This window comes from Streptomyces noursei ATCC 11455 (assembly GCF_001704275.1).
GTDB classification, from domain to species: domain Bacteria; phylum Actinomycetota; class Actinomycetes; order Streptomycetales; family Streptomycetaceae; genus Streptomyces; species Streptomyces noursei.
Genome location: NZ_CP011533.1, coordinates 5,642,382 through 5,663,792 on the forward strand (window position 1 = coordinate 5,642,382; position 21,411 = coordinate 5,663,792).

Genomic DNA, 21,411 nt, shown 5'->3' on the forward strand with positions numbered 1-21,411 from the left:
GATCTTGTGCCGCGATCTCGGCGGTGCGGATCTTGTGTGTCGATCGTGGCGGTCCGGCCATGGCGGTGTTGATCATGAGGCGGGCCGGGGGTGCCGGCAGCCCCGTGGCCGGCGCTGCCGTTGCCCCGTGGCCGGCCCTGCTCGTGCCCCCCCGCACGAGCCTCGTCCCCACCCCGTGACGCGTGCACGGGGTGGGGACGAGGCGGGGTGAGGCGGGAGGCCCCCGGTGGGGTTACGCCACGGGGACGCCGCTCAGCTCGGCCTTGCCCTGGCGGGCGGTCAGGCGGGAGCCGGACTCCCGGCGGGTGGCGCGGCGCAGCAGCGGGACCGCCAGGAGGAAGCCCACGACGGCCCAGGCGGCCAGGACCAGGGCGACCGTCGGCAGCTGCCAGGAGCCGGCCAGCTCCGCGGCGCGGGCGGAGTCCGGCAGCAGCGCCGCACGCAGGCCCTGTGCCATCCAGCGCAGCGGGAAGACCGAGGCGATGTTCTGGACCACCGCCGGCATCTTGGATATCGGGAACATCGCGCCCGAGGTGATCAGCAGGGCCATCGCGGGCAGCATGATCATCGCCAGTGCCTCGCGCGGATTGGGGAGCACCGCGCCGATCGCCGCGCCCAGCGGTACGACGGCGAGCAGACCGAGGGCGGTGACCCACAGCAGCGTCAGCCAGCCGGCCGGACTGTGCGGCAGCGGCCCGTTCACCAGCGCGGCGGCGGCGCCCAGCAGGACCACCAGGGTGGCCAGCGCCATGACCACGATCAGCAGCGACTTGGCGACGAGGTACGCGGGTATGCCGCCGGGGGTGGTCCGCAGCCGCAGCAGGGTGCCCTCCTCGCGCTCGGTCACCAGGATCTGCGGGAGGTTGATCAGGCCGATCTGGAACAGCAGATACGCGGAGAAACCGGCGAGCGTCAGGTGCGCCATCGGGATCTGGGTGCCGGGCACCTTGCCGTTGATGTAGCCGGCGAGCACCAGGGCCACCACGATGTTGGTCGCATAGCCGAAGAACTCCTTGCGGTTGCGCAGCAGATGACGCAGTTCGATGCCGCCGCGCCGCAGCCCTGCCTGCCAGGGGCGGAACCGGCCGGGCCGGGTCGTGCCCCCGCCGGTCGGGCGCGGGCCGCCGCCCGCCGTGCCGCGGTCCCGCTCCGTCGTGGCCGGGCCGCTGTCCGTCGCCGTCGTCATGTCCGTCCCCCTCATGCTGCCGTTGCCTCCCCCGTCGTGTCGCCGGTCGGGAAGCCGGTCTCCTGCTCGTCGTCCCAGTTCTGCCGGTGCACCATGTGCAGGTAGGTGTCCTCCAGCGTCGGGCGGCGCACCTCCAGGTCCGCGATCGGTCCGGCCGCCTCGCGGTGCAGTTCCCAGACCAGGCGGGACGGGTCCGCGGTGTGCTCGCGGCACGGGCTGCCGTCGGACGCCGTCCAGCGGACCTCGGCCTGCGCGGCGGCCCGCCGGGCGAGTTCGGCCGGGGTGCCGCAGGCCCGGATCCGGCCGTCCACCAGCATCGCTATGCGGTCGGCCAGCCGCTCGGCCTCGGCCAGGTCGTGGGTGGTGAGCAGGATCGTGACGCCCTCCTCACGGGCCAGGCGCTCGACCAGGTCGTGGAAGTCGCGGCGCGCCTCGGGGTCGAAGCCGGTGGTGGGCTCGTCCAGGAAGAGGAGTTCGGGGCGGCCGACGATGCCGAGCGCGACGTCCACGCGCCGGCGCTGACCGCCGGAGAGCTGGTCGACCCGCTTCTCCGCTTGCTTGGTGAGGCCGACCAGGTCGAGCAGTTCGGCCGGGTCGCGCGGGTCCGGGTAGTACATCGCGAAGTGCGTCAGCAGCTCGGCGACCTGCCAGCGGCGGTGGTCGCGCCAGGACTGCAGGACCAGTCCGATCCGGCCGCGCCAGGCGTCGTCGGCGCGCGCCGGGTCGGTCCCGAGGACGCGCACCTCGCCGGCGGACCGCTGCCGGAAGCCTTCCAGGATCTCGACGGTGGTGGTCTTGCCGGCGCCGTTCGGGCCGAGCAGGGCGAAGATCTCGCCCCGCCGGATGTCCAGGTCGACGCCCTTGAGGACGTCGGCGCTGCCGTACGACATCCGCAGGGCGCGGGTCTCGACGACCGGCGCGGCGCCGGTCGGGGCGGTCGGTGTGGTGGTCATCGTGCTGGTCTCCGGGCGTGCGGTCGTGGTCATCGGCCGGCCTCCGCGTGCTGCTGGGGCGTTGCGAGGGCCGCTGCGGGGCCCGCGCCCTCGACGATGGCGCGGAGGGCGGCGACATGGCCGTCGAAGGCGGTGCGGCCGCGGGCCGTCAGCCGCACCTTGGTGCGCCGCTTGCGGCCGCCGCCCTCCTTGCGGATCTCCAGGTATCCGGCCTCCTCCAGCGTGTGCAGCTGTTTGGAGAGCGCGGAGTCGCTCAGCGAGAGGCTGTCGCGGATGAACGGGAAGTCGGCCCATTCCGTGGCGGCGAGCAGGGCCACGACGGACAGCCGGGTGGACGGGTGGATCAGTTCGTCGAATCCCGAGGGAGTGCTCATCGGCGTACCTCCTCATGGACGGTTCTCTGGGGGTGTTCGCCCAGGGCACGGCTCCGGAGCGGGCTGACCGCCCAACGGTTGGCCGGGCCGACGAAGAGCAGGAAGGCGGCGACGGAGACGGTGGCCTTGATGAGGTTGCCGTAGGGCAGTGCCAGCCATTCGGTCAGGAGGTCGCTGAGGACGATCGTGCCGACGCTGACGACGGCGCCCGCGAAGAAGGTGGCGAAGCTGCGCCAGCTGTACCGCGAGCGGTGCAGCCGCACTCTGGAGCGGCGGCTGTGGAAGACGATCAGGCTGCTCACGCCGCCGATGTAGCCGGCGAGGATCAGGAGGGAACCCCAGGTGGGGAGCTTGAGTTCGTAGCTGGCGAGGAAGAGCCACATCATGGCGGCCGTCACGTAGGTCGACCGCTGGTCCCGCTCCGCGTGGCGCTCGACCTCGTCGTACACGCGCTCCTGAGGGACCCGGATGCGCTGGAGATCCTGCCAGGCCCGCTCGGCATCCACTGGTGTCGTCATGTCCTTCGCCTCCCCGTAGACGTGTCGGACGGTCCGTGTCGGACGGACGGTACGGGGATCGCCGGCGGCGCCCCCGTTCAACTTTCCCACTGGGAAAGCTAGCACTCGGCTTTCCCGTCCGGCAAGTCGAAGTGGCCGGTTGGGGAAAGCTCTCGCCGCGCCCTGTTGACTAGCGGTATTCAGTCGAGCAAGACTGTGAATAGGTCAATCCATTTAAGAGTCAGGGAGGCACGGCCCATGTCGGGACCGCGACCCGTGCGGGCACCGCGCGGTACGGAGCTGAGCGCACGGGGATGGCAGCAGGAAGCCGCGCTGCGCATGCTGCAGAACAACCTCGATCCGGAGGTGGCCGAGCACCCGGACAAGCTCGTCGTCTACGGCGGCACCGGCAAGGCCGCCCGTGACTGGCGCTCCTTCGACGCGATGGTGCGCACCCTGACCACGCTCAAGCAGGACGAGACGATGCTCGTCCAGTCCGGCAAGCCAGTCGGCGTGATGCAGACCCACGAGTGGGCCCCGCGGGTGCTCATCGCCAACTCCAACCTCGTCGGCGACTGGGCCAACTGGGAGGAGTTCCGCCGTCTGGAGGCCCTCGGCCTCACCATGTACGGCCAGATGACGGCCGGTTCGTGGATCTACATCGGCACCCAGGGCATCCTCCAGGGCACCTACGAGACCTTCGCGGCGGTCGCGGCGAAGAAGTTCGGCGGGACGCTGGCCGGCACCATCACCCTCACCGCCGGGCTCGGCGGCATGGGAGGCGCCCAGCCGCTCGCCGTCACCATGAACGACGGCGTCGCGATCTGCATCGACTGCGACCCGCGCGCCATCGAGCGCCGCATCGAGCACCGCTACCTGGACGTCAGGGCGGACAACCTCCAGCACGCCCTGCAGCTCGCCGTCGAGGCCCGCGACCAGCGCAAGCCGCTCTCCATCGGCCTGCTCGGCAACGCCGCGGAACTCCTCCCGCGGATGCTCACCGACGGCGCCCCGATCGACATCGTCACCGACCAGACCAGCGCCCACGACCCGCTCGCCTACCTGCCCATCGGCATCGACTTCGCCGACATGGCGGCCTACGCGGCCGAGAAGCCCGCCGACTTCACCCAGCGCGCGCGGGAGTCGATGGCCAAGCACGTCGAGGCCATGGTCGGCTTCATGGACGCCGGCGCCGAGGTCTTCGACTACGGCAACTCCATCCGCGGCGAGGCCCAACTCGCCGGATACCAGCGGGCGTTCGCCTTCCCCGGCTTCGTCCCCGCCTACATCCGGCCGCTCTTCGCCGAGGGCAAGGGGCCGTTCCGCTGGGCGGCGCTCTCCGGCGACCCGCGGGACATCGCCGCCACCGACAAGGCGATCCTCGACCTCTTCCCCGAGAACGAGTCGCTGGCCCGATGGATCAAGATGGCCGGCGAACGCGTCCACTTCCAGGGCCTGCCCGCCCGGATCTGCTGGCTCGGCTACGGCGAGCGCGACAAGGCCGGCGAGCGGTTCAACGAGATGGTCGCCGACGGCACCCTCCAGGCGCCGCTGGCCATCGGCCGCGACCACCTCGACTGCGGCTCCGTCGCCTCCCCGTACCGCGAGACCGAGGCCATGAAGGACGGCTCCGACGCGATCGCCGACTGGCCGCTGCTCAACGCCATGGTCAACGTCGCCTCCGGCGCCTCCTGGGTCTCCCTGCACCACGGCGGCGGCGTCGGCATGGGCCGCTCCATCCACGCCGGACAGGTCACGGTCGCCGACGGCACCGCGCTGGCCGGCGAGAAGATCCGCCGGGTGCTCACCAACGACCCCGGCATGGGCGTCATCCGGCACGTCGACGCCGGCTACGAGCGCGCCGACGAGGTGGCCGCCGAGCGGGGCGTCCGCATCCCGATGCGCGAGGGCGAGGGCGAGTGACCTCCTCGTTCCACGAGATGTGGGAGGAGTTGCGGCCGCTGGGCCGTGACTCCTCCTCCGGGGGCTACCGCCGCTTCGCCTGGACCGGCGCGGACACCGACTGCCGCGCGTGGTTCCGGGCCCAGGCCGAGGCCCGCGGACTCGCCTACGAACTCGACCGCAACGGCAACCAGTGGGCCTGGCTCGGCGCGACCGGCCACCAGGACGTCGCCCCCGGCGAGGCCGTCGTCACCGGCTCGCACCTGGACTCCGTCCCGGACGGCGGCGCCTTCGACGGCCCGCTGGGCGTGGTCTCCTCCTTCGCCGCGCTCGACGAGCTCCGGGGGCGGGGAGCGGAGCCCACCAGGCCGCTGGCGATCGTCAACTTCGGCGACGAGGAGGGCGCCCGCTTCGGGCTGGCCTGCGTCGGCTCCCGGCTGTCCGCCGGCGCGCTGACCGCCGAGGCCGCGCACCGGCTGCGGGACGGCGACGGCGTCACCCTCCCGCAGGCCATGGAGCGCGCCGGCCACGACCCCGAGGCGATCGGCCCGGACCCGGAACGGCTCGCCACCATCGGGGCGTTCGTCGAACTCCACGTCGAGCAGGGCCGCGCCCTGGACCTCTCCGGGGACCCGGTCGGCATCGCCTCGGCGATCTGGCCGCACGGCCGCTGGCGGTTCGACTTCCGCGGCGAGGCCAACCACGCCGGCACCACCCGCCTGGAAGACCGCCGCGACCCGATGCTCTCCTACGCAGCGACCGTGCTCGCGGCCCGCGAGCAGGCTCGCCTGACCGGCGCCCTGGCCACCTTCGGGAAGGTCAGCGTCGAACCGAACGGCGTCAACGCCATCCCCTCGCTGGTCCGCGGCTGGCTGGACGCCCGCGCCGCCGGCCAGGACACCCTGGACACCGTGATCACCGGCATCGAGCGGGCCGCCGCAGAGCGGGCCGCCCGCGACGGCGTCGACCTCGACGTCGTCCGCGAGTCCTTCACCCCCGTCGTGGAGTTCCAGCACGCCCTGCGGGACGAACTGGGCGCCCTCCTCGGCAAGAAGAGCGAGCGGCCGGTACCGGTCCTGGGCACCGGAGCCGGACACGACGCGGGTATTTTGTCCGCAACCGTCCCGACGGCCATGCTGTTCGTCCGCAACCCCACCGGCGTCTCGCACTCGCCCGCCGAGTCGGCCGCCGAGGACGACTGCGTCGCCGGGGTCACCGCACTCGCCGACGTACTGGAGGGGCTGGCGTGCCGCTGACGCCACAGGCAACACCGACGACCTACTGGCTCGAACACGCCTGGCTCGGCACGCACGTCGAGCCGGGCGTGACCGTGGAGGTGGCGGACGGGCGGATCACGGCCGTCCGCACCGGGACGCCCGCACCGCCACCGGGAGCCGAGGCCCTCCACGGGCTGACCCTCCCGGGCCTCGCCAACGCCCACAGCCATGCCTTCCACCGCGCCCTGCGCGGCACCGTCCAGGTCGGCTCCGGCACCTTCTGGACCTGGCGCGAGGTCATGTACGGCGTCGCCGACCGGCTCACCCCGGACAGCTACTACGCCCTCGCCCGCGCCGTCTACGCCGAGATGGCGCTCGCCGGCATCACCTGCGTCGGCGAATTCCACTACCTCCACCACGCGCCCGGCGGCACCCGCTACGACGACCCCAACGCGATGGGCCGGGCGCTGCTCGCCGCCGCCGACGACGCCGGCATCCGGATCACCCTCCTGGACACCGCCTACCTCTCCGCCGGCTTCGGCGACCGCCCCAACCAGCACCAGCTGCGCTTCTCCGACGGCACCGCGGACGCCTGGGCGGAGCGCGCCGACGCCCTCAAGGGAGCCGAGCACGCCCGGATCGGCGCCGCCGTGCACTCCGTACGCGCCGTCCCCGCCGAGGAGTTGGGCACCGTCGCCGACTGGGCCCGGCGGCGGCAGGCACCGCTGCACGTCCATCTCTCCGAGCAGACCGCCGAGAACGACGCCTGCCGGGCGGCGCACGGCCGCACCCCCACCCAGCTGCTGGCCGACCACGGGGTGTTGGGCCCGCGCACCACGGCCGTGCACGCCACCCACCTCACCGACGAGGACATCGCCCTGCTCGGTGGCAGCGCCACCGGCGTCTGCATGTGCCCGAGCACCGAGCGGGACCTCGCCGACGGCATCGGCCCGGCCGTGGCGCTCCAGGAACAGGGCAGCCTGCTCTCCCTGGGCAGCGACAGCCACGCCGTCATCGACCTGCTCGAAGAGGCCCGCGCCATGGAGCTCAACGAGCGGCTGCGCACCCGCACCCGGGGCCACTGGACCGCCGCCGCCCTGCTGCGCGCCGCCACCGCCGACGGCCACGCCGCCCTGGGCTGGGACGACGCCGGCACCCTCGCGCCGGGCGCGCTCGCCGACCTCACCACGATCCGGCTGGACTCCGTACGCACCGCCGGACCGCTGCCCCGACTGGGCGCCGAGACGGCCGTATTCGCCGCCACCGCGGCGGATGTGCGACACACCGTCGTGGGTGGTCGGCAGATCGTCCGCGACGGGACGCACACGCGCGTGCCCGACGTACCCACCGCCCTCGCCGACGCCATCGCCGCCGTGCGCGGCTGACCACCCCCACCCTCCACCAGCTACCGCTGGAAGGTGCCCCCAGGCCGCCCGGCCCGCGCCGCCCGCGGACGAAGGAGAACACCCCCGCGATGACGACGACCTCCGCGCCGACCACCGCCATCACCCACATCGCCCAGCTCGTCACCAACGACCCCTCCCTCGGTGAAGGCCCCCTCGGTCTGATCCAGGACGCCGCGGTCGTCATCGACGGAGACCGCGTCGCCTGGGTCGGTCCCTCAAGCAAAGCACCCGCCACTGACAACGCCGTCGACGCGGCCGGCCGGGCCGGCCTGCCCGGCTTCGTCGACTCCCACTCGCACCTGGTCTTCGCCGGCGACCGCACCGAGGAGTTCAACGCCCGGATGTCCGGGCGCCCTTACTCCGCGGGCGGCATCCGCACGACCGTCGCGGCCACCCGCGCCGCCGCGGACGACGCGCTGCACGCCAACGTCGCCCGCTACCTCGCCGAGGGCCTGCGCCAGGGCACCACCACCCAGGAGATCAAGTCCGGTTACGGCCTCACCGTCGAGGACGAGGCCCGCGCGGTGCGGATCGCCGCCGCCCACACCGACGAGGTCACCTTCCTGGGCGCCCACATCGTCTCCCCCGACTACGCCGACGACCCGGCCGGCTACGTCGAGCTGGTCACCGGCCCGATGCTGGACGCCTGCGCCCCGCACGCCCGTTGGGTGGACGTGTTCTGCGAGCGCGGCGCCTTCGACGGCGACCAGGCGCGCGCCATCCTCACCGCCGGTCGGGCCAAGGGCCTGGTGCCGCGGGTGCACGCCAACCAGCTCGGCCACGGCCCCGGCGTCCAGCTCGCCGTCGAACTGGGCGCCGCCTCCGCCGACCACTGCACCCACCTCACCTACGCCGACATCGACGCGCTGGCCCAGTCCGACACCGTCGCCACGCTCCTGCCGGGCGCCGAGTTCTCCACCCGCGCCAAGTGGCCCGACGCCCGCCCGCTGCTCGACGCCGGCGCCACCGTCGCGCTCTCCACGGACTGCAACCCGGGCTCGTCCTTCACCAGTTCGATGCCGTTCTGCATCGCGCTGGCCGTCCGCGACATGGGGATGACGCCCGACGAGGCGGTGTGGGCGGCGACCGCGGGCGGTGCCCGGGCGCTGCGCCGCGAGGACGTCGGCCGGATCGCCCCCGGCGCCCGCGCCGACCTGCTCCTGTTGGACGCCCCGTCCCACGTCCACCTCGCCTACCGTCCGGGCGTGCCGCTGGTGACGGACGTCTGGCACAAGGGCGTTCGCCTCTGAGGACGGCGCGACGAGGCGGCGGGCGCACCCGCCGGCAGACGCACAGAGGGCCCGTCCCGGACGATTCCGGGGCGGGCCCTCGTGTGCACGGGCGCCCGCCGACCGCGGGGGCCGGCGCCGACCGCGGCGGCTATTCCTCGATCATCAGGCCCTTGCGGAGCCGTACGAGGGTGCGGGAGAGCAGCCGGGAGACGTGCATCTGGGAAATGCCCAACTCCTCGCCGATCTCGGACTGCGTCATATTGGCGACGAATCTCAGCGAGAGGATCTTCCGGTCCCGCGAGGGCAGTTCGGCGATCAGCGGCTTCAGCGACTCGACGTATTCGATGCCTTCGAGGCCGTTGTCCTCGTAGCCGATCCGGTCGGCCAGCGCGCCCTCGCTGTCGTCCTCCTCGGGCTGGGCGTCCAGCGAGCTCGCGGTGTAGGCGTTGCTCGCGGCCATCCCTTCGACGACCTCGTCCTTGGTGATGCCGAGGCGTTCGGCGAGTTCGCCGACCGTGGGTGCCCGGTCCAGCTTCTGCGCCAGTTCGTCGCCCGCTTTGGCCAGGTCCAGGCGGAGTTCCTGAAGGCGCCGGGGAACCCGCACCGACCAGCTGGTGTCGCGGAAGAAACGCTTGATCTCGCCGACGATGGTCGGCATCGCGAACGTCGGGAATTCCACGCCGCGGCTCAGCTCGAAACGGTCGATCGCCTTGATCAGACCGATGGTGCCGACCTGGACGATGTCCTCCATGGGCTCGCTGCGGGAGCGGAACCGGGAGGCCGCGAACTTCACCAGGGCGAGGTTCAGCTCGACCAGGGTGTTGCGGACGTACGCGTATTCGTGGGTGCCTTCTTCCAGCGATTCCAGGCGCTCGAAGAGGGTTTTCGACAGGGCCCTCGCGTCCACCGGACCCACTTCGTCGAACGGTGGGATCTCGGGCAGGCCGTCGATGTCGGGCACGCCCACCGGCTCGGTGGCCGCGGCATGCGACTGGGAAGGAATGTGACCGGTCACATCGGACCGGGGTGTCGACGATGCGGGGATCTGCTCGTCCTCGATACGCAATTCGTCGAGCCGGGGTGACATGTGTCTCCTCCATCGTTCTCGGCATATGGCTGCCGAAGCCTCTGCGTGAAGCTGCGGTGTGCGGCGCCTCCAAAGCCGGCCGTTTCGAATGTGTCCTTCTACGCCTACCTGGCTTCGCCGGAAGAAGGCAAGTGCGCGATGTCCAGAATTCAACGCTATGCACTTTCTGCGACTACCGACGGGCGTCAGGAAGGCGTAGGGTTCGACGAGCGCAGTCGTAAGCAAGGTCGTCACGAAAACAGTCGTCTAGGCAGCAAGAGGGGTGCGCTCGCATGGACCGCGGGACGGTCGGCAGTGCAAGCCGGGGTCGGCTTCATGTCGAGATCCGCCATCACGGCGCCAGCGCGGTCGTGACCGTCGCGGGTGAGTTGGATCACCACACCGCGGATCTGCTGCGGGAATCGCTGGAAGGCTGTGTCGACGACGGATACGCACGCCTGGTGGTGGATTGCTCACCCCTTGAATTCATGGACTCCACCGGTCTGAACGTGCTGCTCGGCGCCCGACTGAAAGCGGAGGCCGCGGGGGGCGGTGTCCACCTGGCCGGCATGCAGCCGGTGGTGGCCCGGGTGTTCGAGATCACCGGCGCGGAGGCGGTTTTCACGGTGCACGACTCACTCGACGCGGCCCTGGCCGACTGACCGGCCGCGACGTCCGGAAGGATGCGTTCCGGGCGCGTAGTCGGCATCACAACTTCCGTACCCAAGAAGTGGGTGTTCTCACGGTCCGGTCGGGCAGGAGACATCTGAATCCGTTGAATCAGTCAGTTATCTGTTGTCCGTGAACAGGCGAATCGGTGAGGTGAAGCGCTGATGAGCACCACCCGGCCGTACCCGCCGGGCGATCTCGGCCCGGAGCCGGGCCCCCATAGCCTGAGTGGCATGGGTGGTGCCCCCACCGCCGGCGCCTCGTCCGCCGTCCCGGCGGGGCAGATCCGCAGGCTGCGCCTGGCGGACACCCGGGGCGCCGTGGCGCGGGCCCGCGACTTCGCCCGGGAGGCGCTGCACGACTGGGGCTGGCTGCCGGCCGCGACCGCCGATCAGCGGGCCGCGGCCGAGGACGTCCTGCTCGTCGTCTCCGAGCTGGTGACCAACGCCTGCCTGCACGCCGAGGGCCCGGAGGAGCTGCGGCTGCGCTGCGCGGCCAAGGTCCTCCGTCTGGAGGTCAGCGACCTGGGTGCGGGCTCGCCGGCGCCGCGCAGCCCGCACCGCCCGGGGCGTCCCGGCGGCCACGGCATGTTCATCGTGCAGCGGCTGTGCCTGGACTGGGGCGTGGTGCGCAACGCCGACGGTGCGGGCAAGACCGTCTGGGCGGAGCTGGCCGCCCCCTCCTGAAGGGGCGGCGAACGGGGAGAGATCGAGAGCGCGGGCCCATGGGCCCGCGCCATGTCGTTTCCGGGGCCGTTCGGGGCGGGGGCCGGGCCCCTGCCGGACGGGATACGGCCGATGCCTCGTATCGGGGCTGTGCGGTGCCTTCCCTCGACAACCTCCCGGGCGTACCTTGAGCGCCCGATCTGATGTGCCGTCAGTAATATCCGGCGGCGCGCCGAACCCGAAGAAGGGGAAATCAAGGTGGCCCGCTTCCACGCACAGCACGGCAGGCGGCCGCGGCGGGCGGCCGGGCTGGCCGTGGCCGCGGCGACGGCGGCCGGATCCGCGGTGCTGTTCACCGCGCCCGCCGCGCACGCCGAGGTCGTCGACGTGAACTACCAGTGCAAGACGCCGATCGGCAACAAGGGCGCGGTCTCGCCCATCGACATCAAGGGAACGCCCAGTGGGGGCGCGTACAAGCTCGTGATGTCGTTCCAGAAGGGCGTCTCCTCCAGCCCCGTCGAACTGGGCAAGGGCGCGATGAAGCCCAGTGCGCTGATCCAGCTGGGCGGCGCGGAGAGCGGCACCGTGCAGGTCAGCGGACCGCCCAACGACCAGGCGATTCCCGCGAACACCCCGATCAAGATCAGCGACCTGAGCGGTACGTACACCCCGAAGGCCGGCGGGAAGGTCACCTTCACCGCCTCCACGCTCACCATCAAGGCGCTGGGCACCACCACCACCTGCACCCCGAGCAACCACCCCAAGCCCTCGCTGACCCTGGACGTCAAGGGCGGCGGTGGTTCGGGCGGCAGCGGGGGCTCCGCGGCGGCGGGCGGTTCGACCGGCGGCGGCCAACTGCCGCAGACCGGACCGGCGGACTCCGCCCTCGCGCTGGGCACCCTCGGCGGCACCGTCCTGCTGGCCGGCGCGGCCGGAGTGCTCTGGCTGACCCGCCGTCAGCAACGCGTCTGAGACGGCCGACGGGAGCCGCCGATGCCGTTCCGTCCCCGCACCGCGGCCACCGGCGCGGCCCTCGCGGTCGCCGCGGTCCTGCTGTGCCCCGCGGCGGCCGAGGCCCGGCCGCCCACCGCGGCACGGGCCGGGCCGCCGACCGCCGCCGCGCCGGGCTGGTCCGCCGCACCGACCGGGGCCGCCCGGACGGCCTTCTACCTGGAGGGCCCGCCGGGCACCGCCCTCACCGACCGGCTGGCCGTCCGCAACCCGACCGGCCGGCCGCTCACCGTGCGCCTGGCCGGCGACGGCGGCGTCGACGGATGGCTCGCCTTCGGCACCCCGGAGGTGACGGTTCCGCCGCGGACGCAGGCCAGCGTGCCGTTCACCGTGACCGTGCCGGACACCGCCGCCCCCGGTGGCCGTCCCGGTGGACTCACCGTCACCGGTACGACGCCCGGCGCGCGGACCCGGATACCGATACGGCTGCGGGTGACCGGCCCCACGCTGTCCGCGCTCACCGTCGAGCAGGTGTCGGTGACCCGCCGGGGGAGCGCGGCGCTGATCCACTACACCCTGGTCAACCGCGGGAACACCGCGCTCCGGCCGCGGCTGGAGGTCCGTGCCGACGGCCTCTTCGGCCCGCTGCTGCGCCGGCCCGCCCGCACCCTGCCGGACGTCCTGCCGCCCGGCGCCCGCGCCGACCGGACCGAGACCTGGTCCGATCCGCCGGCCCTGGACGCGGTGGACGTCCGGCTCACCGCGACCGCCGCGGGCGGCGCGCGGGACACCGCCACCGCCCGGTACACCGCCGCCCCCTGGGGCGCGGGCGGCGCGCTGTCGCTCCTCCTGGCGGCGGGCGGGGGCGGCTGGGCGGTGGTGCGGCGCCGCAGACGCGCCGGCCGCGGGGGACGCACGGGCGGTGACGCGCCGGCCCGGGCCGCGGCCGACCGACGGCACACGGCGGACGAGCGCGACGACGAACGGAACGAACGGAACGAAGGGGGCGCAGGGGGCGCAGGGGAACGCGTCGTCAGCGGATGCGTCGGCAGTGGACGCACCGGCAGCGGACGCACCGAAGGCGAACGGAGCGACGGCGAGCCGGGCGAAGGCGGCGACGGCAGGCGGAACGGCGGCGCGCGGGACGGCGACGGGCGGGGCGACGGACACCACGACGGTCGCGAGGACGGGATCAGGGGTGCGCGGGTGAACGGTGAGAGCCGCGAGAACGGTGAGAACGGCGAGACGGGCGAGCAGGGCGCGGGCGGCGGGCACGGGGCGCGGGACGGGACGGGCGGGAACGGTGCGCGCGTCGGGTCGGGCCGCCGGGCCGGGCGCCGGCACCGCCCGTCCGCCCTGCTCGCCGCCCTCGCCCTGGCCCTGCTCCCGGTCCTGCCGTCCGTCCTGCCCGCGGCGGCGGCGCACGCCGCGCCGGCCGGCGACCCGCCCTCGGCGGCGGTCTCCCGGAAGGAGGCGGGTGCCGGCGGCAGCATCACCGTCACCGGGCGGGGCTGGCGCCCGCACACCCTGCTGACGCTGCTGATCTGCGGACAGAACATGATCGGCGGCACCAACTCCTGCGCCAACGGTGACGGGCGGGCCGTCACCACGGACGACCGGGGCGCGTTCAGCAGGCCGCTGCCGGTCGCCGAACCGCCCAAGCCCTGCCCCTGTGTGGTGCACGTGGCGACCGTGACCGGCCCGGCGGCCGCCGCGGATGCCGCGTTCAAGGTGGCCGGGCACCCGGTCGCGCCGCTGCCGCAGGACGTCAGCGCCGGCCGGCTGGCCGTCCTGGCACAGCCCCGGCTGATCGGCAGCGGCGGACTCCTCACCTGGTTCGGTGCCCCGCCGCAGCGCGAACTGGCCGTCACCGTGGGCAACTTGGGGTCGACGCCGACCAAGGACCCGATCTTCCAGGTCGGCACCTCGCACGGCGTCTTCGCGCCGAAGTGGGAGGACCAGCAGTGGCGCGGGACCGTCCCCGCCGGGCGGCGGACCGAGGTCAGGCTCCCGGTCGAGCTCGCCGCCGGGGCGCACGGGGACTACCTGGTCTCCCTCAAGTACGGCGGCAGACTGCTGGTCGAGCAGCCGTGGGAGGTCGGCCGGCCGTGGGGCGTGACGCTCTTCTGGGTGCTGCTGTGCGTGGTCGTCCCGACGGTGGTGTTCCGGATCGGGATGGCGGTCGTCGACCGCGTCCGCCCGCCCCGCCCGGGAGCCGCCGCCCGCCCCGGGCGCACCGGCGGGGACCAGCACGGCGACCGGAATGACGGCCGGCACGGCGACCGGCACGACGACCGGCCGAAGGGCCGGCAGAAGGACCGGCACGACAGGGAACCCGGCACCGGCGCTGCGCCGGACGGCACCGCCGCACTGCCGTGGTTCACCCCGGACACCGCACCGTCCACCACAGCAACCGAACGACCCCCGTCGAAAGGTTCCGCGTGATGACGTTGATGAGGTTGACCCGGCCCACGAGGCCGACCGGGCAGCGCAGGAGAGCGGTCACCGCCGCGGCGGCCGCGTTGATGCTCGCGGGGGCGGGGGTGGTCACCACCGCCGGGACCGCCCAGGCCGCCGAGGTGGCGTACCTGACCGAGTGTCAGCCGCCGCCGATCTCGGGGCTGCCGCCCGTCGAGGGCACCACCAAGGTCGAGATCAGCGCCCCCGCGACCGCCAAGGTCGGCGACGCGGTCGAGGTGGTCTGGACGACCGTCCAGGCGGCCTCCCAGAACCCCGGCATCCTCGACCTGGACAAGGACACCGTCCAGCCGACCGGCACGCTGAAGGTCGCCGGGGCGCAGACCGCCGATCTGGCGATGCAGGGACCGCGGCAGAACCCGCCGATCCCGAAGAACAGCCCGATGAAGCTGTCCGCCATGAAGGGCACGCTGAAACTCACCGCGCCCGGAGAGGTCACGCTGACGCCCGGTGCCTACAACATCAACGTCAGCAAGCCGATCTCCACCGACACCAAGTGCGCGCCCAAGGAGGCGGTGAAGGCGGCGGCCACCATCAAGGTCACCGCCGGCGGCGGCTCCTCCGGCGGCACCACGGGCAGCGGCGGGACCAGCAGCGGCGGTTCGGACAGCGGCGGGACGACCGCCGGGGGCACCGGTTCGGGGGGCACCGGCTCCGGCGGCGCGACCACCGGCGGCAGCAGCGCGGGCACCTCCGGCGGCACCGGCGGTACCGCGGGCGGCTCCTCCGGCGGCACCGGCGGCGACCCCGACGGCACCGCGTACAAGGGCAAGGAGGTGCAGGTCCCCTACGCCTGCAAGACGCCCATCGGCGACAAGAAGGCGACCTCGCCGGTCCAGATCGACGGTGTGAAGAAGGGCGGCGGCTACGACCTGACGGTGCACTTCGCCAAGTCCGTCATGGACAGCCCGGCGGACATCCCCAAGGGCTCGGTCAAACCGTCGATGGACGTGAAGGTGGGCGGCGCCGACAAGGGCTCCGTCAAGGTCGAGGGCCCCACCAACGCCGGGCCCATCAAGGCCGGCCAGCCCATCGAGATCCCCGACCTCAAGGGCACCTACAAGCCCGGTGCCACCGGTAGGGCCACGCTCACCCCGGGCGTCCTCACCGTCGACGCCCTGGGGACGACCACGACCTGCACCCCCGAGAAGGACCCCGGGGTCTCGCTCGCCCTGGACACCGCCGCCCAGCCCGGCGGCACCTCGGGCGGCTCGGCCGGCGGCTCCTCCTCCGGGGGCGGCACGGCCGGATCGGCCAGCGGGTCCGGCGGCAGCGGCAGCGCCGGCGGCCTCGCCCAGACCGGCGCGGCGGACCACGGCACGCTGACCGCCCTCGGCGTGCTCGCCGGCACCGTCGTCCTGCTCGGCGCCGCGGCACTCACCCTCACCCCGCGGCGATCGCGCCGCTGACCCCGCGGCCCGGGGCACGACGGCCCGGCACACCGAGGGCCCGGCATACGGAAGGGCCCGGCACGCAACCAGCGTGCCGGGCCCTGACTCCCCTGTCGGGGACCGATCAGCGGACGTCGCCCATGAGCGCGACGATCTTCTTGCGGCTCAGCCACACCGCGACACCGGCCAGCACCGCCAGCCCGGCCTCGGCGGCCAGCACCGGGGGACCGCTCAGGTCCGCGCCGGCGGTGGAGAGCAGGCTGGTGATGCAGTCGCCCGCGGTGACGGCGAGGAACCACACGCCCAGCATCTGGCTGGCGTACTTCTGCGGCGCCATCTTGGTGGTCACCGACAGGCCGACCGGGGACAGGCACAGCTCGCCGATGGTCTGGATCATGTAGATGGACAGCAGCCACATCGGGCTGACCTTCGTGCCGTCCGAGGCCATCAGCATCGGGATGATGAAGACGGCGAACGAGGCGCCGATGAAGAACATCGCCATGGAGAACTTCACCGTGGTGCTCGGCTCGCGATCGCGGCGCGCCAGCCACATCCACACCCAGGCGATGACCGGGGCGAGCGCCATGACCCACAGCGGGTTCACGGACTGGAACCACGACGACGGGAAGTCCATCCCGAAGACCTGGCCGTTCGTCTTCTTCTCCGCGAAGACGGACATCGTCGAGCCCGCCTGGTCGAAGATCATCCAGAACACCGCGGCGGCCACGAAGAACCAGATGTAGCCGCTGACCTTGGTCTGCTCGGTGTCGGTCAGTTCCTTGTCGCGCTTGATGCGTCCCAGCACCGTGATCGGGATGATCAGGCCGAGCAGCGCGAGCGGGATCAGCGCCCAGTCCAGGGTGAAGTGGCCGGTGAAGCCGACCACGCCGTAGAAGACCGCGGCGGCGGCGACCCAGATCAGGCCCTTGCGCAGCCACATGGCGCGCTCCTCGGCCTGCAGCGGGGTCGGCACGACGCTGGACTGCGGGCTGAGGTGGCGGGTACCGACCAGGAACGACACCAGACCCAGGGCCATGCCGACCGCGGCCAGCGCGAAGCCCAGGTGCCAGTTGACGCTCTGGCCGACGGTGCCGATCACCAGCGGCGCCGCGAAGGCACCGATGTTGATGCCCATGTAGAAGAGGGTGAAGCCGCCGTCCCGGCGCGGGTCCTGGGGACCGTCGTAGAGGTGGCCGACCATCGTCGAGATGTTGGCCTTCAGAAGGCCCGAGCCCACGGCGACCAGCGCCAGACCCGCGAAGAACCCGGCCTGCCCCGGCACGGCCAGCACCAGGTGGCCGGTCATGATGACACCCGCCGCGATGGCGACGGTCTTGCGCGGTCCCCAGATACGGTCGCCGATCCAGCCGCCGGGCATGGCCAGCAGATAGACCATCGCCACGTAGATGGAGTAGATGGCCGAGGCGGTGGCCGCCTTCATGGCCAGACCGCCGCCCTGGGCGCCCGTTTCGGCGTCCGGACCGCCGGAGATCAGGTAGATCACGAGCAGGGAGCGCATGCCGTAATAGCTGAAGCGCTCCCACATCTCGGTCATGAAGAGAGGGGCCAGGCCGCGGGGGTGGCCGAAGAAGGTCTTGCCGCCGTTGGCAGGGGTTCCCTGCTGGGCAGCATCCTTCGTCAGGCTGGACGCCATGGTGGTTCCTTGCTTCTCGGGACGCGTCCGAGAGTCGGTGCGCGCCCGTGTGGGGATGACCGGCACCGGCGCCGCCCGCCCGCCCCCCACGTCCGGGAGGTTCGTCCCACACGAGGAGGGTCGACGGGAGGCCGAACACCGGGATCCACGCCCCCGTGCCGCGATAGCGCGGCCGGCGGACCCGGTCGACAGGTCTTTCACTGTGTCAGGGGCTGGGGATACCAGCCCCACACACAACAAGGACCGATGGCTTCGAGTTCTGCGCCATCGTCCCGGTGGTTGTGCGCTGGACGTTCCGGACACCATACGTCCGCTTGACGGCCCCGGGGGAGTGGTGAGAGAACGCTCACACTCGTGCAGGGAACCGTTTGAAGCCGTCCGTGCGACCACGCCCACGCCCGCGCGCCCCCGGCTCAGGCGCGTGAGCGGGCGCGGAACGGACCCACTGTCGCCCATCCGTGCTGGTCCGCCCCTCGCCGTCGGTACATCGGACTACCATCGGCCCATGACCCGTGTACTGCTCGCCGAGGATGACGCGTCCATCTCGGAGCCGCTCGCCCGCGCCCTGCGCCGCGAGGGTTACGACGTCGAGGTGCGTGAGGACGGCCCGACGGCGCTCGACGCCGGTCTCCAGGGCAACATCGACCTCGTGGTCCTGGACCTGGGGCTGCCCGGTATGGACGGTCTGGAGGTCTGCCGTCGCCTGCGCAACGAAGGCCACTCCTTCCCCATCCTGGTGCTGACCGCCCGTGCCGACGAGGTGGACACCGTCGTCGGCCTGGACGCCGGCGCCGACGACTACGTCACCAAGCCCTTCCGGCTCGCCGAGCTGCTCGCCCGGGTCCGGGCCCTGCTCCGCCGCGGCTCCACCGCCGAGCCGCAGCAGCCGCCGGCCACCCACGGCGTGCGGATCGACGTCGAGTCGCACCGCGCCTGGATGGGCGACGAGGAACTCCAGCTCACCGCGAAGGAGTTCGACCTGCTGCGGGTCCTGGTGCGGGACGCCGGCCGGGTCGTCACCCGCGACCAGCTGATGCGCGAGGTCTGGGACACCACCTGGTGGTCCTCCACCAAGACGCTGGACATGCACATCTCCTGGCTGCGCAAGAAGCTCGGTGACGACGCCGCCAACCCCCGGTACATCGCCACCGTCCGCGGCGTCGGCTTCCGCTTCGAAAAGAGCTAGGGGCCCGTGCGCCGCCGACTGATCAACTCCACGCTCGCCGTGGTGCTCGTCGTCATCGCCGTCTTCGGCGTCTCCCTGGTGATCGTCGAGACCCGCACGATCCAGTCCGGCGCGCAGGAGAGCGTGGCGTCCGAGGCGGTCCGACTGGTCGGGATAGTGGAGAGCCGGCTGGGCAGCGGCGAGAAGATCACCCCGGAGATCCTCTCGGAGCAGATCACCGCGCACCGCTACGCCGAGATCAAGGTGCCCGGCAAGCCGAAGATCGAGATCGGGCAGCGGCCGGCCGGCGACGTGATCGAGTCCGAGGTGCACGGCGACCGCGGCGAGCGGGTCCGGGTCGAGGAGTCCCGCTCCACGGTCAGCGCGGAGATCGGCCGGACCCTGCTGGTGATCCTGGCCGTCGCGCTGCTGGCCATCCTGGCCGCCGTGGTGCTCGCCATCCGGCAGGCCCGCCGGCTCACCGCCCCCCTCACCGACCTCGCCGAGACCGCCGAACGGCTCGGCTCCGGCGATCCCCGGCCCCGCCACCGCCGCTACGGCGTCCAGGAGCTCGACCGGGTCGCCGACGTGCTGGACGCCAGCGCCGAGCGGATCGCCCGGATGCTCACCGCCGAGCGGCGGCTGGCCGCCGACGCCTCCCACCAGTTGCGCACCCCGCTGACCGCGCTGTCCATGCGGCTGGAGGAGATCACCCTCACCGACGACCCGGACACCGTGAAGGAAGAGGCCACCATCGCGCTGGCCCAGGTGGAGCGGCTGACCGACGTGGTGCAGCGACTGCTGACCAACTCCCGGGACCCGCGCACCGGCTCGGCGGTCGCCTTCGACCTGGACGAGGTCGTCAAGCAGCAGATCGAGGAGTGGCGCCCGGCCTACCGCAGCGCCGGACGGGCCATCGTCCGCTCCGGCAAGAAGGGCCTGCGGGCCGTCGGCACCCCGGGGGCGGTCGCCCAGGTGCTGGCCACCCTGATCGAGAACTCCCTGATGCACGGCGACGGCACGGTCGCGCTGCGCACCCGCGTCACCGGCAATCAGGCGGTCGTCGAGGTCACCGACGCCGGCCCCGGTGTTCCGACGGACCTCGGCTCGCGGGTCTTCGAACGGACCGTCTCCGGCCGCAACTCCACCGGTCTGGGGCTCGCCGTCGCCCGCGATCTGGCCGAGGCGGACGGCGGTCGGCTGGAACTCCTCCAGCAGCACCCGCCGGTCTTCGCGCTCTTCCTGGCCCGGGAGGGCGAGCCCACCGAGGAGTGAGCCCGGAGCCCTGCCGCGACGACCTGTCGCGACGGCGGGGCCTACTTCCGGGAGGCGCCGCTCGGCAGTGGGGAGTCGTCCGTCAGGAACGACTCGGCGGTCTCCACCGCCTCCCGGGCGGGCAGTGCCCGGAAGACCCAGGTGCGGTACGACCAGAAGCGGAAGAGCGTGGCGATCCCGATGCCCAGGAACTTGAAGACGTTGCTCTGGAGCGGGCTGTCCCAGCCGAACCCGTAGGTCGCCGCGTAGAGGATGCCGTTCTCGATGACCAGGCCGACCACGCTGAAGAGCAGGAACAGCGTCAGCTCACGGGTCCGGCCGTGCTTGTCGCGGTCCCGGTAGGCGAAGTAGCGGTAGCCGACGTAGTTGGTGCCGGTGGCGACCACCGTCGCCACGATGCTCGCCCGGACGACGGGGAGCTCGGTCAGGTGCCGGACGAGGTTGAAGACCGCGAAGTTCACCACGACGCCGGCGCCGCCGACGGCACCGAACTTCACTATTTCCCGGGTGAGCGCCTCCAGTCGCGACCGCAGCGCGCTCGGTTCACTCATGGTGATCGTTCAGCTCCCCGTTGTGGGCGGTAGGCGGGCCGGCGACCCGGTAGGCCCTCATGCTAACCACGCCGGTTGAACGGCGGTGTACGGGCGGTCCATCCCGCACCACCGCGCACGGAAGCGGCCATGTCGCGGCCACGTCATGGCCATGTCGCGGCCACGGAGCGGGCCGCGACCGCCCGTCAGCCGACCGTGATCCGGAAATTGAGGACGCCGGCGCCCGGCTCGTCCGCCGCCCCCGTCGCGCACCGCAGGCAGTGCAGCAGCCGCAGGTCGGTACGGCCCGGGCGGACGGCCTCGAAGCCCAGTGCGCGGGTGCCGGGGGTGGGGGTCAGGCGCCCGCCGGCGGCGGGGGCGGCGTTCTCCGGCGCACCGAGGGCACCCGGGGACTCCCATCCGGTGGTCCGCAGAACGGCCGGATCCGGTCGCGGGGCGGCGACGATCCAATGGCGGCCGTCGCCGGGGTCGTCGGGCACGTCGATGGTGAAGCGGTCGCCGGCGGACACCACGATCTCGGTGTCGCCGGGGCCGTACTCCTCGGGCCCGGTCAGTTGGTCGATCACCGAGTACAGGGCGATCAGCAGGGCGAGGACGGCCATCACGGTCACCAGCGCCCGGGAGTTCCTCGTTATGTCGCCGCTCTCCATGCGGCCTCCCCCTATCGCCGGGCCGGGGCCGGGCGCCTCCCCGGCCACTGCCGGGAGGGGCCCTCGGCCCGGTCCGGTACCTCACCGCGGTTGTGGACTCTTCCGATCACCCTCGAACGCCAGCTCTCG

19 protein-coding genes are annotated in these 21,411 nt (G+C 72.8%); 11 read left to right on the plus strand and 8 right to left on the minus strand.

What is annotated here, in order from left to right:
* Positions 1-232: 232 nt before the first annotated feature.
* The 4 genes from SNOUR_RS23995 to SNOUR_RS24010 are packed head-to-tail and all read right to left on the minus strand — an operon-like array spanning position 233 to position 3,031.
* Positions 233-1,186 (minus strand): ABC transporter permease, encoded by a 954-nt coding sequence (locus tag SNOUR_RS23995; RefSeq protein ID WP_079142856.1) that lies wholly within the window; start codon positions 1,184-1,186, stop codon positions 233-235.
* Positions 1,187-1,197: 11 nt separating this feature from the next.
* Positions 1,198-2,172, minus strand: coding sequence for an ABC transporter ATP-binding protein (locus SNOUR_RS24000; RefSeq protein WP_067350706.1), 975 nt, complete (start codon positions 2,170-2,172; stop codon positions 1,198-1,200).
* Positions 2,169-2,513 carry a transcriptional regulator gene (locus SNOUR_RS24005; RefSeq protein WP_039635804.1) on the minus strand — a complete coding sequence of 115 codons (345 nt, stop codon included), beginning with the start codon at positions 2,511-2,513 and terminating at the stop codon, positions 2,169-2,171. The genes SNOUR_RS24000 and SNOUR_RS24005 overlap by 4 nt, the downstream gene beginning before the upstream one ends.
* Complete coding sequence (locus SNOUR_RS24010) at positions 2,510-3,031, minus strand: hypothetical protein (protein ID WP_067358691.1); 522 nt, start codon at positions 3,029-3,031, stop codon at positions 2,510-2,512. The genes SNOUR_RS24005 and SNOUR_RS24010 overlap by 4 nt, the downstream gene beginning before the upstream one ends.
* A gap of 237 nt (positions 3,032-3,268) precedes the next feature.
* On the opposite strand from SNOUR_RS24010, the gene hutU reads away from it, so the two are divergent.
* From hutU to hutI, 4 genes are all read left to right on the plus strand, one after another.
* Positions 3,269-4,933 (plus strand): urocanate hydratase, encoded by a 1,665-nt coding sequence (hutU, locus tag SNOUR_RS24015; protein WP_067350709.1) that lies wholly within the window; start codon positions 3,269-3,271, stop codon positions 4,931-4,933.
* A 17-nt stretch (positions 4,934-4,950) separates the two neighbouring features.
* Positions 4,951-6,168, plus strand: a complete 1,218-nt coding sequence (locus tag SNOUR_RS24020) for an allantoate amidohydrolase (RefSeq protein WP_312636048.1) — start codon at positions 4,951-4,953, stop codon at positions 6,166-6,168.
* Positions 6,159-7,514 (plus strand): formimidoylglutamate deiminase, encoded by a 1,356-nt coding sequence (locus SNOUR_RS24025; RefSeq protein WP_067350714.1) that lies wholly within the window; start codon positions 6,159-6,161, stop codon positions 7,512-7,514. Before SNOUR_RS24020 ends, SNOUR_RS24025 begins: the two co-directional genes overlap by 10 nt.
* A gap of 89 nt (positions 7,515-7,603) precedes the next feature.
* Positions 7,604-8,785 (plus strand): imidazolonepropionase, encoded by a 1,182-nt coding sequence (gene hutI / locus SNOUR_RS24030; RefSeq protein WP_067350717.1) that lies wholly within the window; start codon positions 7,604-7,606, stop codon positions 8,783-8,785.
* A gap of 130 nt (positions 8,786-8,915) precedes the next feature.
* On the opposite strand, the gene SNOUR_RS24035 is transcribed toward hutI, so the two are convergent.
* A complete protein-coding gene (locus tag SNOUR_RS24035) occupies positions 8,916-9,854 on the minus strand; it encodes an RNA polymerase sigma factor SigF (RefSeq protein WP_067350720.1) in 939 nt (312 codons plus the stop codon).
* A gap of 272 nt (positions 9,855-10,126) precedes the next feature.
* On the opposite strand from SNOUR_RS24035, the gene SNOUR_RS24040 reads away from it, so the two are divergent.
* From SNOUR_RS24040 to SNOUR_RS24065, 5 genes are all read left to right on the plus strand, one after another.
* A complete protein-coding gene (locus SNOUR_RS24040; protein ID WP_039635822.1) occupies positions 10,127-10,495 on the plus strand; it encodes an STAS domain-containing protein in 369 nt (122 codons plus the stop codon).
* Between the two features lie 171 nt (positions 10,496-10,666).
* Positions 10,667-11,188 (plus strand): ATP-binding protein, encoded by a 522-nt coding sequence (locus SNOUR_RS24045; protein ID WP_067350723.1) that lies wholly within the window; start codon positions 10,667-10,669, stop codon positions 11,186-11,188.
* A gap of 237 nt (positions 11,189-11,425) precedes the next feature.
* Complete coding sequence (locus tag SNOUR_RS24050; protein ID WP_067350725.1) at positions 11,426-12,139, plus strand: LPXTG cell wall anchor domain-containing protein; 714 nt, start codon at positions 11,426-11,428, stop codon at positions 12,137-12,139.
* A gap of 1,335 nt (positions 12,140-13,474) precedes the next feature.
* Positions 13,475-14,563: a hypothetical protein gene (locus tag SNOUR_RS24060; protein WP_067358693.1), complete on the plus strand. Its 1,089-nt coding sequence runs from the start codon at positions 13,475-13,477 to the stop codon at positions 14,561-14,563.
* Entirely contained in the window at positions 14,563-16,005 is a 1,443-nt protein-coding gene (locus SNOUR_RS24065; RefSeq protein ID WP_079142857.1) for a hypothetical protein, read from the plus strand. The genes SNOUR_RS24060 and SNOUR_RS24065 overlap by 1 nt, the downstream gene beginning before the upstream one ends.
* A gap of 106 nt (positions 16,006-16,111) precedes the next feature.
* Here the strand turns inward: SNOUR_RS24065 and SNOUR_RS24070 are convergent, their stop codons facing one another.
* A complete protein-coding gene (locus SNOUR_RS24070; RefSeq protein ID WP_067350731.1) occupies positions 16,112-17,641 on the minus strand; it encodes a peptide MFS transporter in 1,530 nt (509 codons plus the stop codon).
* Positions 17,642-18,146: 505 nt separating this feature from the next.
* On the opposite strand from SNOUR_RS24070, the gene SNOUR_RS24075 reads away from it, so the two are divergent.
* Positions 18,147-18,827 carry a response regulator transcription factor gene (locus SNOUR_RS24075; RefSeq protein ID WP_016575659.1) on the plus strand — a complete coding sequence of 227 codons (681 nt, stop codon included), beginning with the start codon at positions 18,147-18,149 and terminating at the stop codon, positions 18,825-18,827.
* A gap of 6 nt (positions 18,828-18,833) precedes the next feature.
* Positions 18,834-20,081, plus strand: coding sequence for a sensor histidine kinase (locus SNOUR_RS24080; protein WP_067350733.1), 1,248 nt, complete (start codon positions 18,834-18,836; stop codon positions 20,079-20,081).
* Positions 20,082-20,122: 41 nt separating this feature from the next.
* Here SNOUR_RS24080 and SNOUR_RS24085 read toward each other — a convergent pair whose 3' ends face one another.
* Positions 20,123-20,632, minus strand: coding sequence for a GtrA family protein (locus SNOUR_RS24085; protein ID WP_039635840.1), 510 nt, complete (start codon positions 20,630-20,632; stop codon positions 20,123-20,125).
* 185 nt (positions 20,633-20,817) lie between these two features.
* A complete protein-coding gene (locus SNOUR_RS24090) occupies positions 20,818-21,282 on the minus strand; it encodes a protease inhibitor I42 family protein (protein ID WP_312633467.1) in 465 nt (154 codons plus the stop codon).
* Between the last annotated feature and the right edge of the window lie 129 nt (positions 21,283-21,411).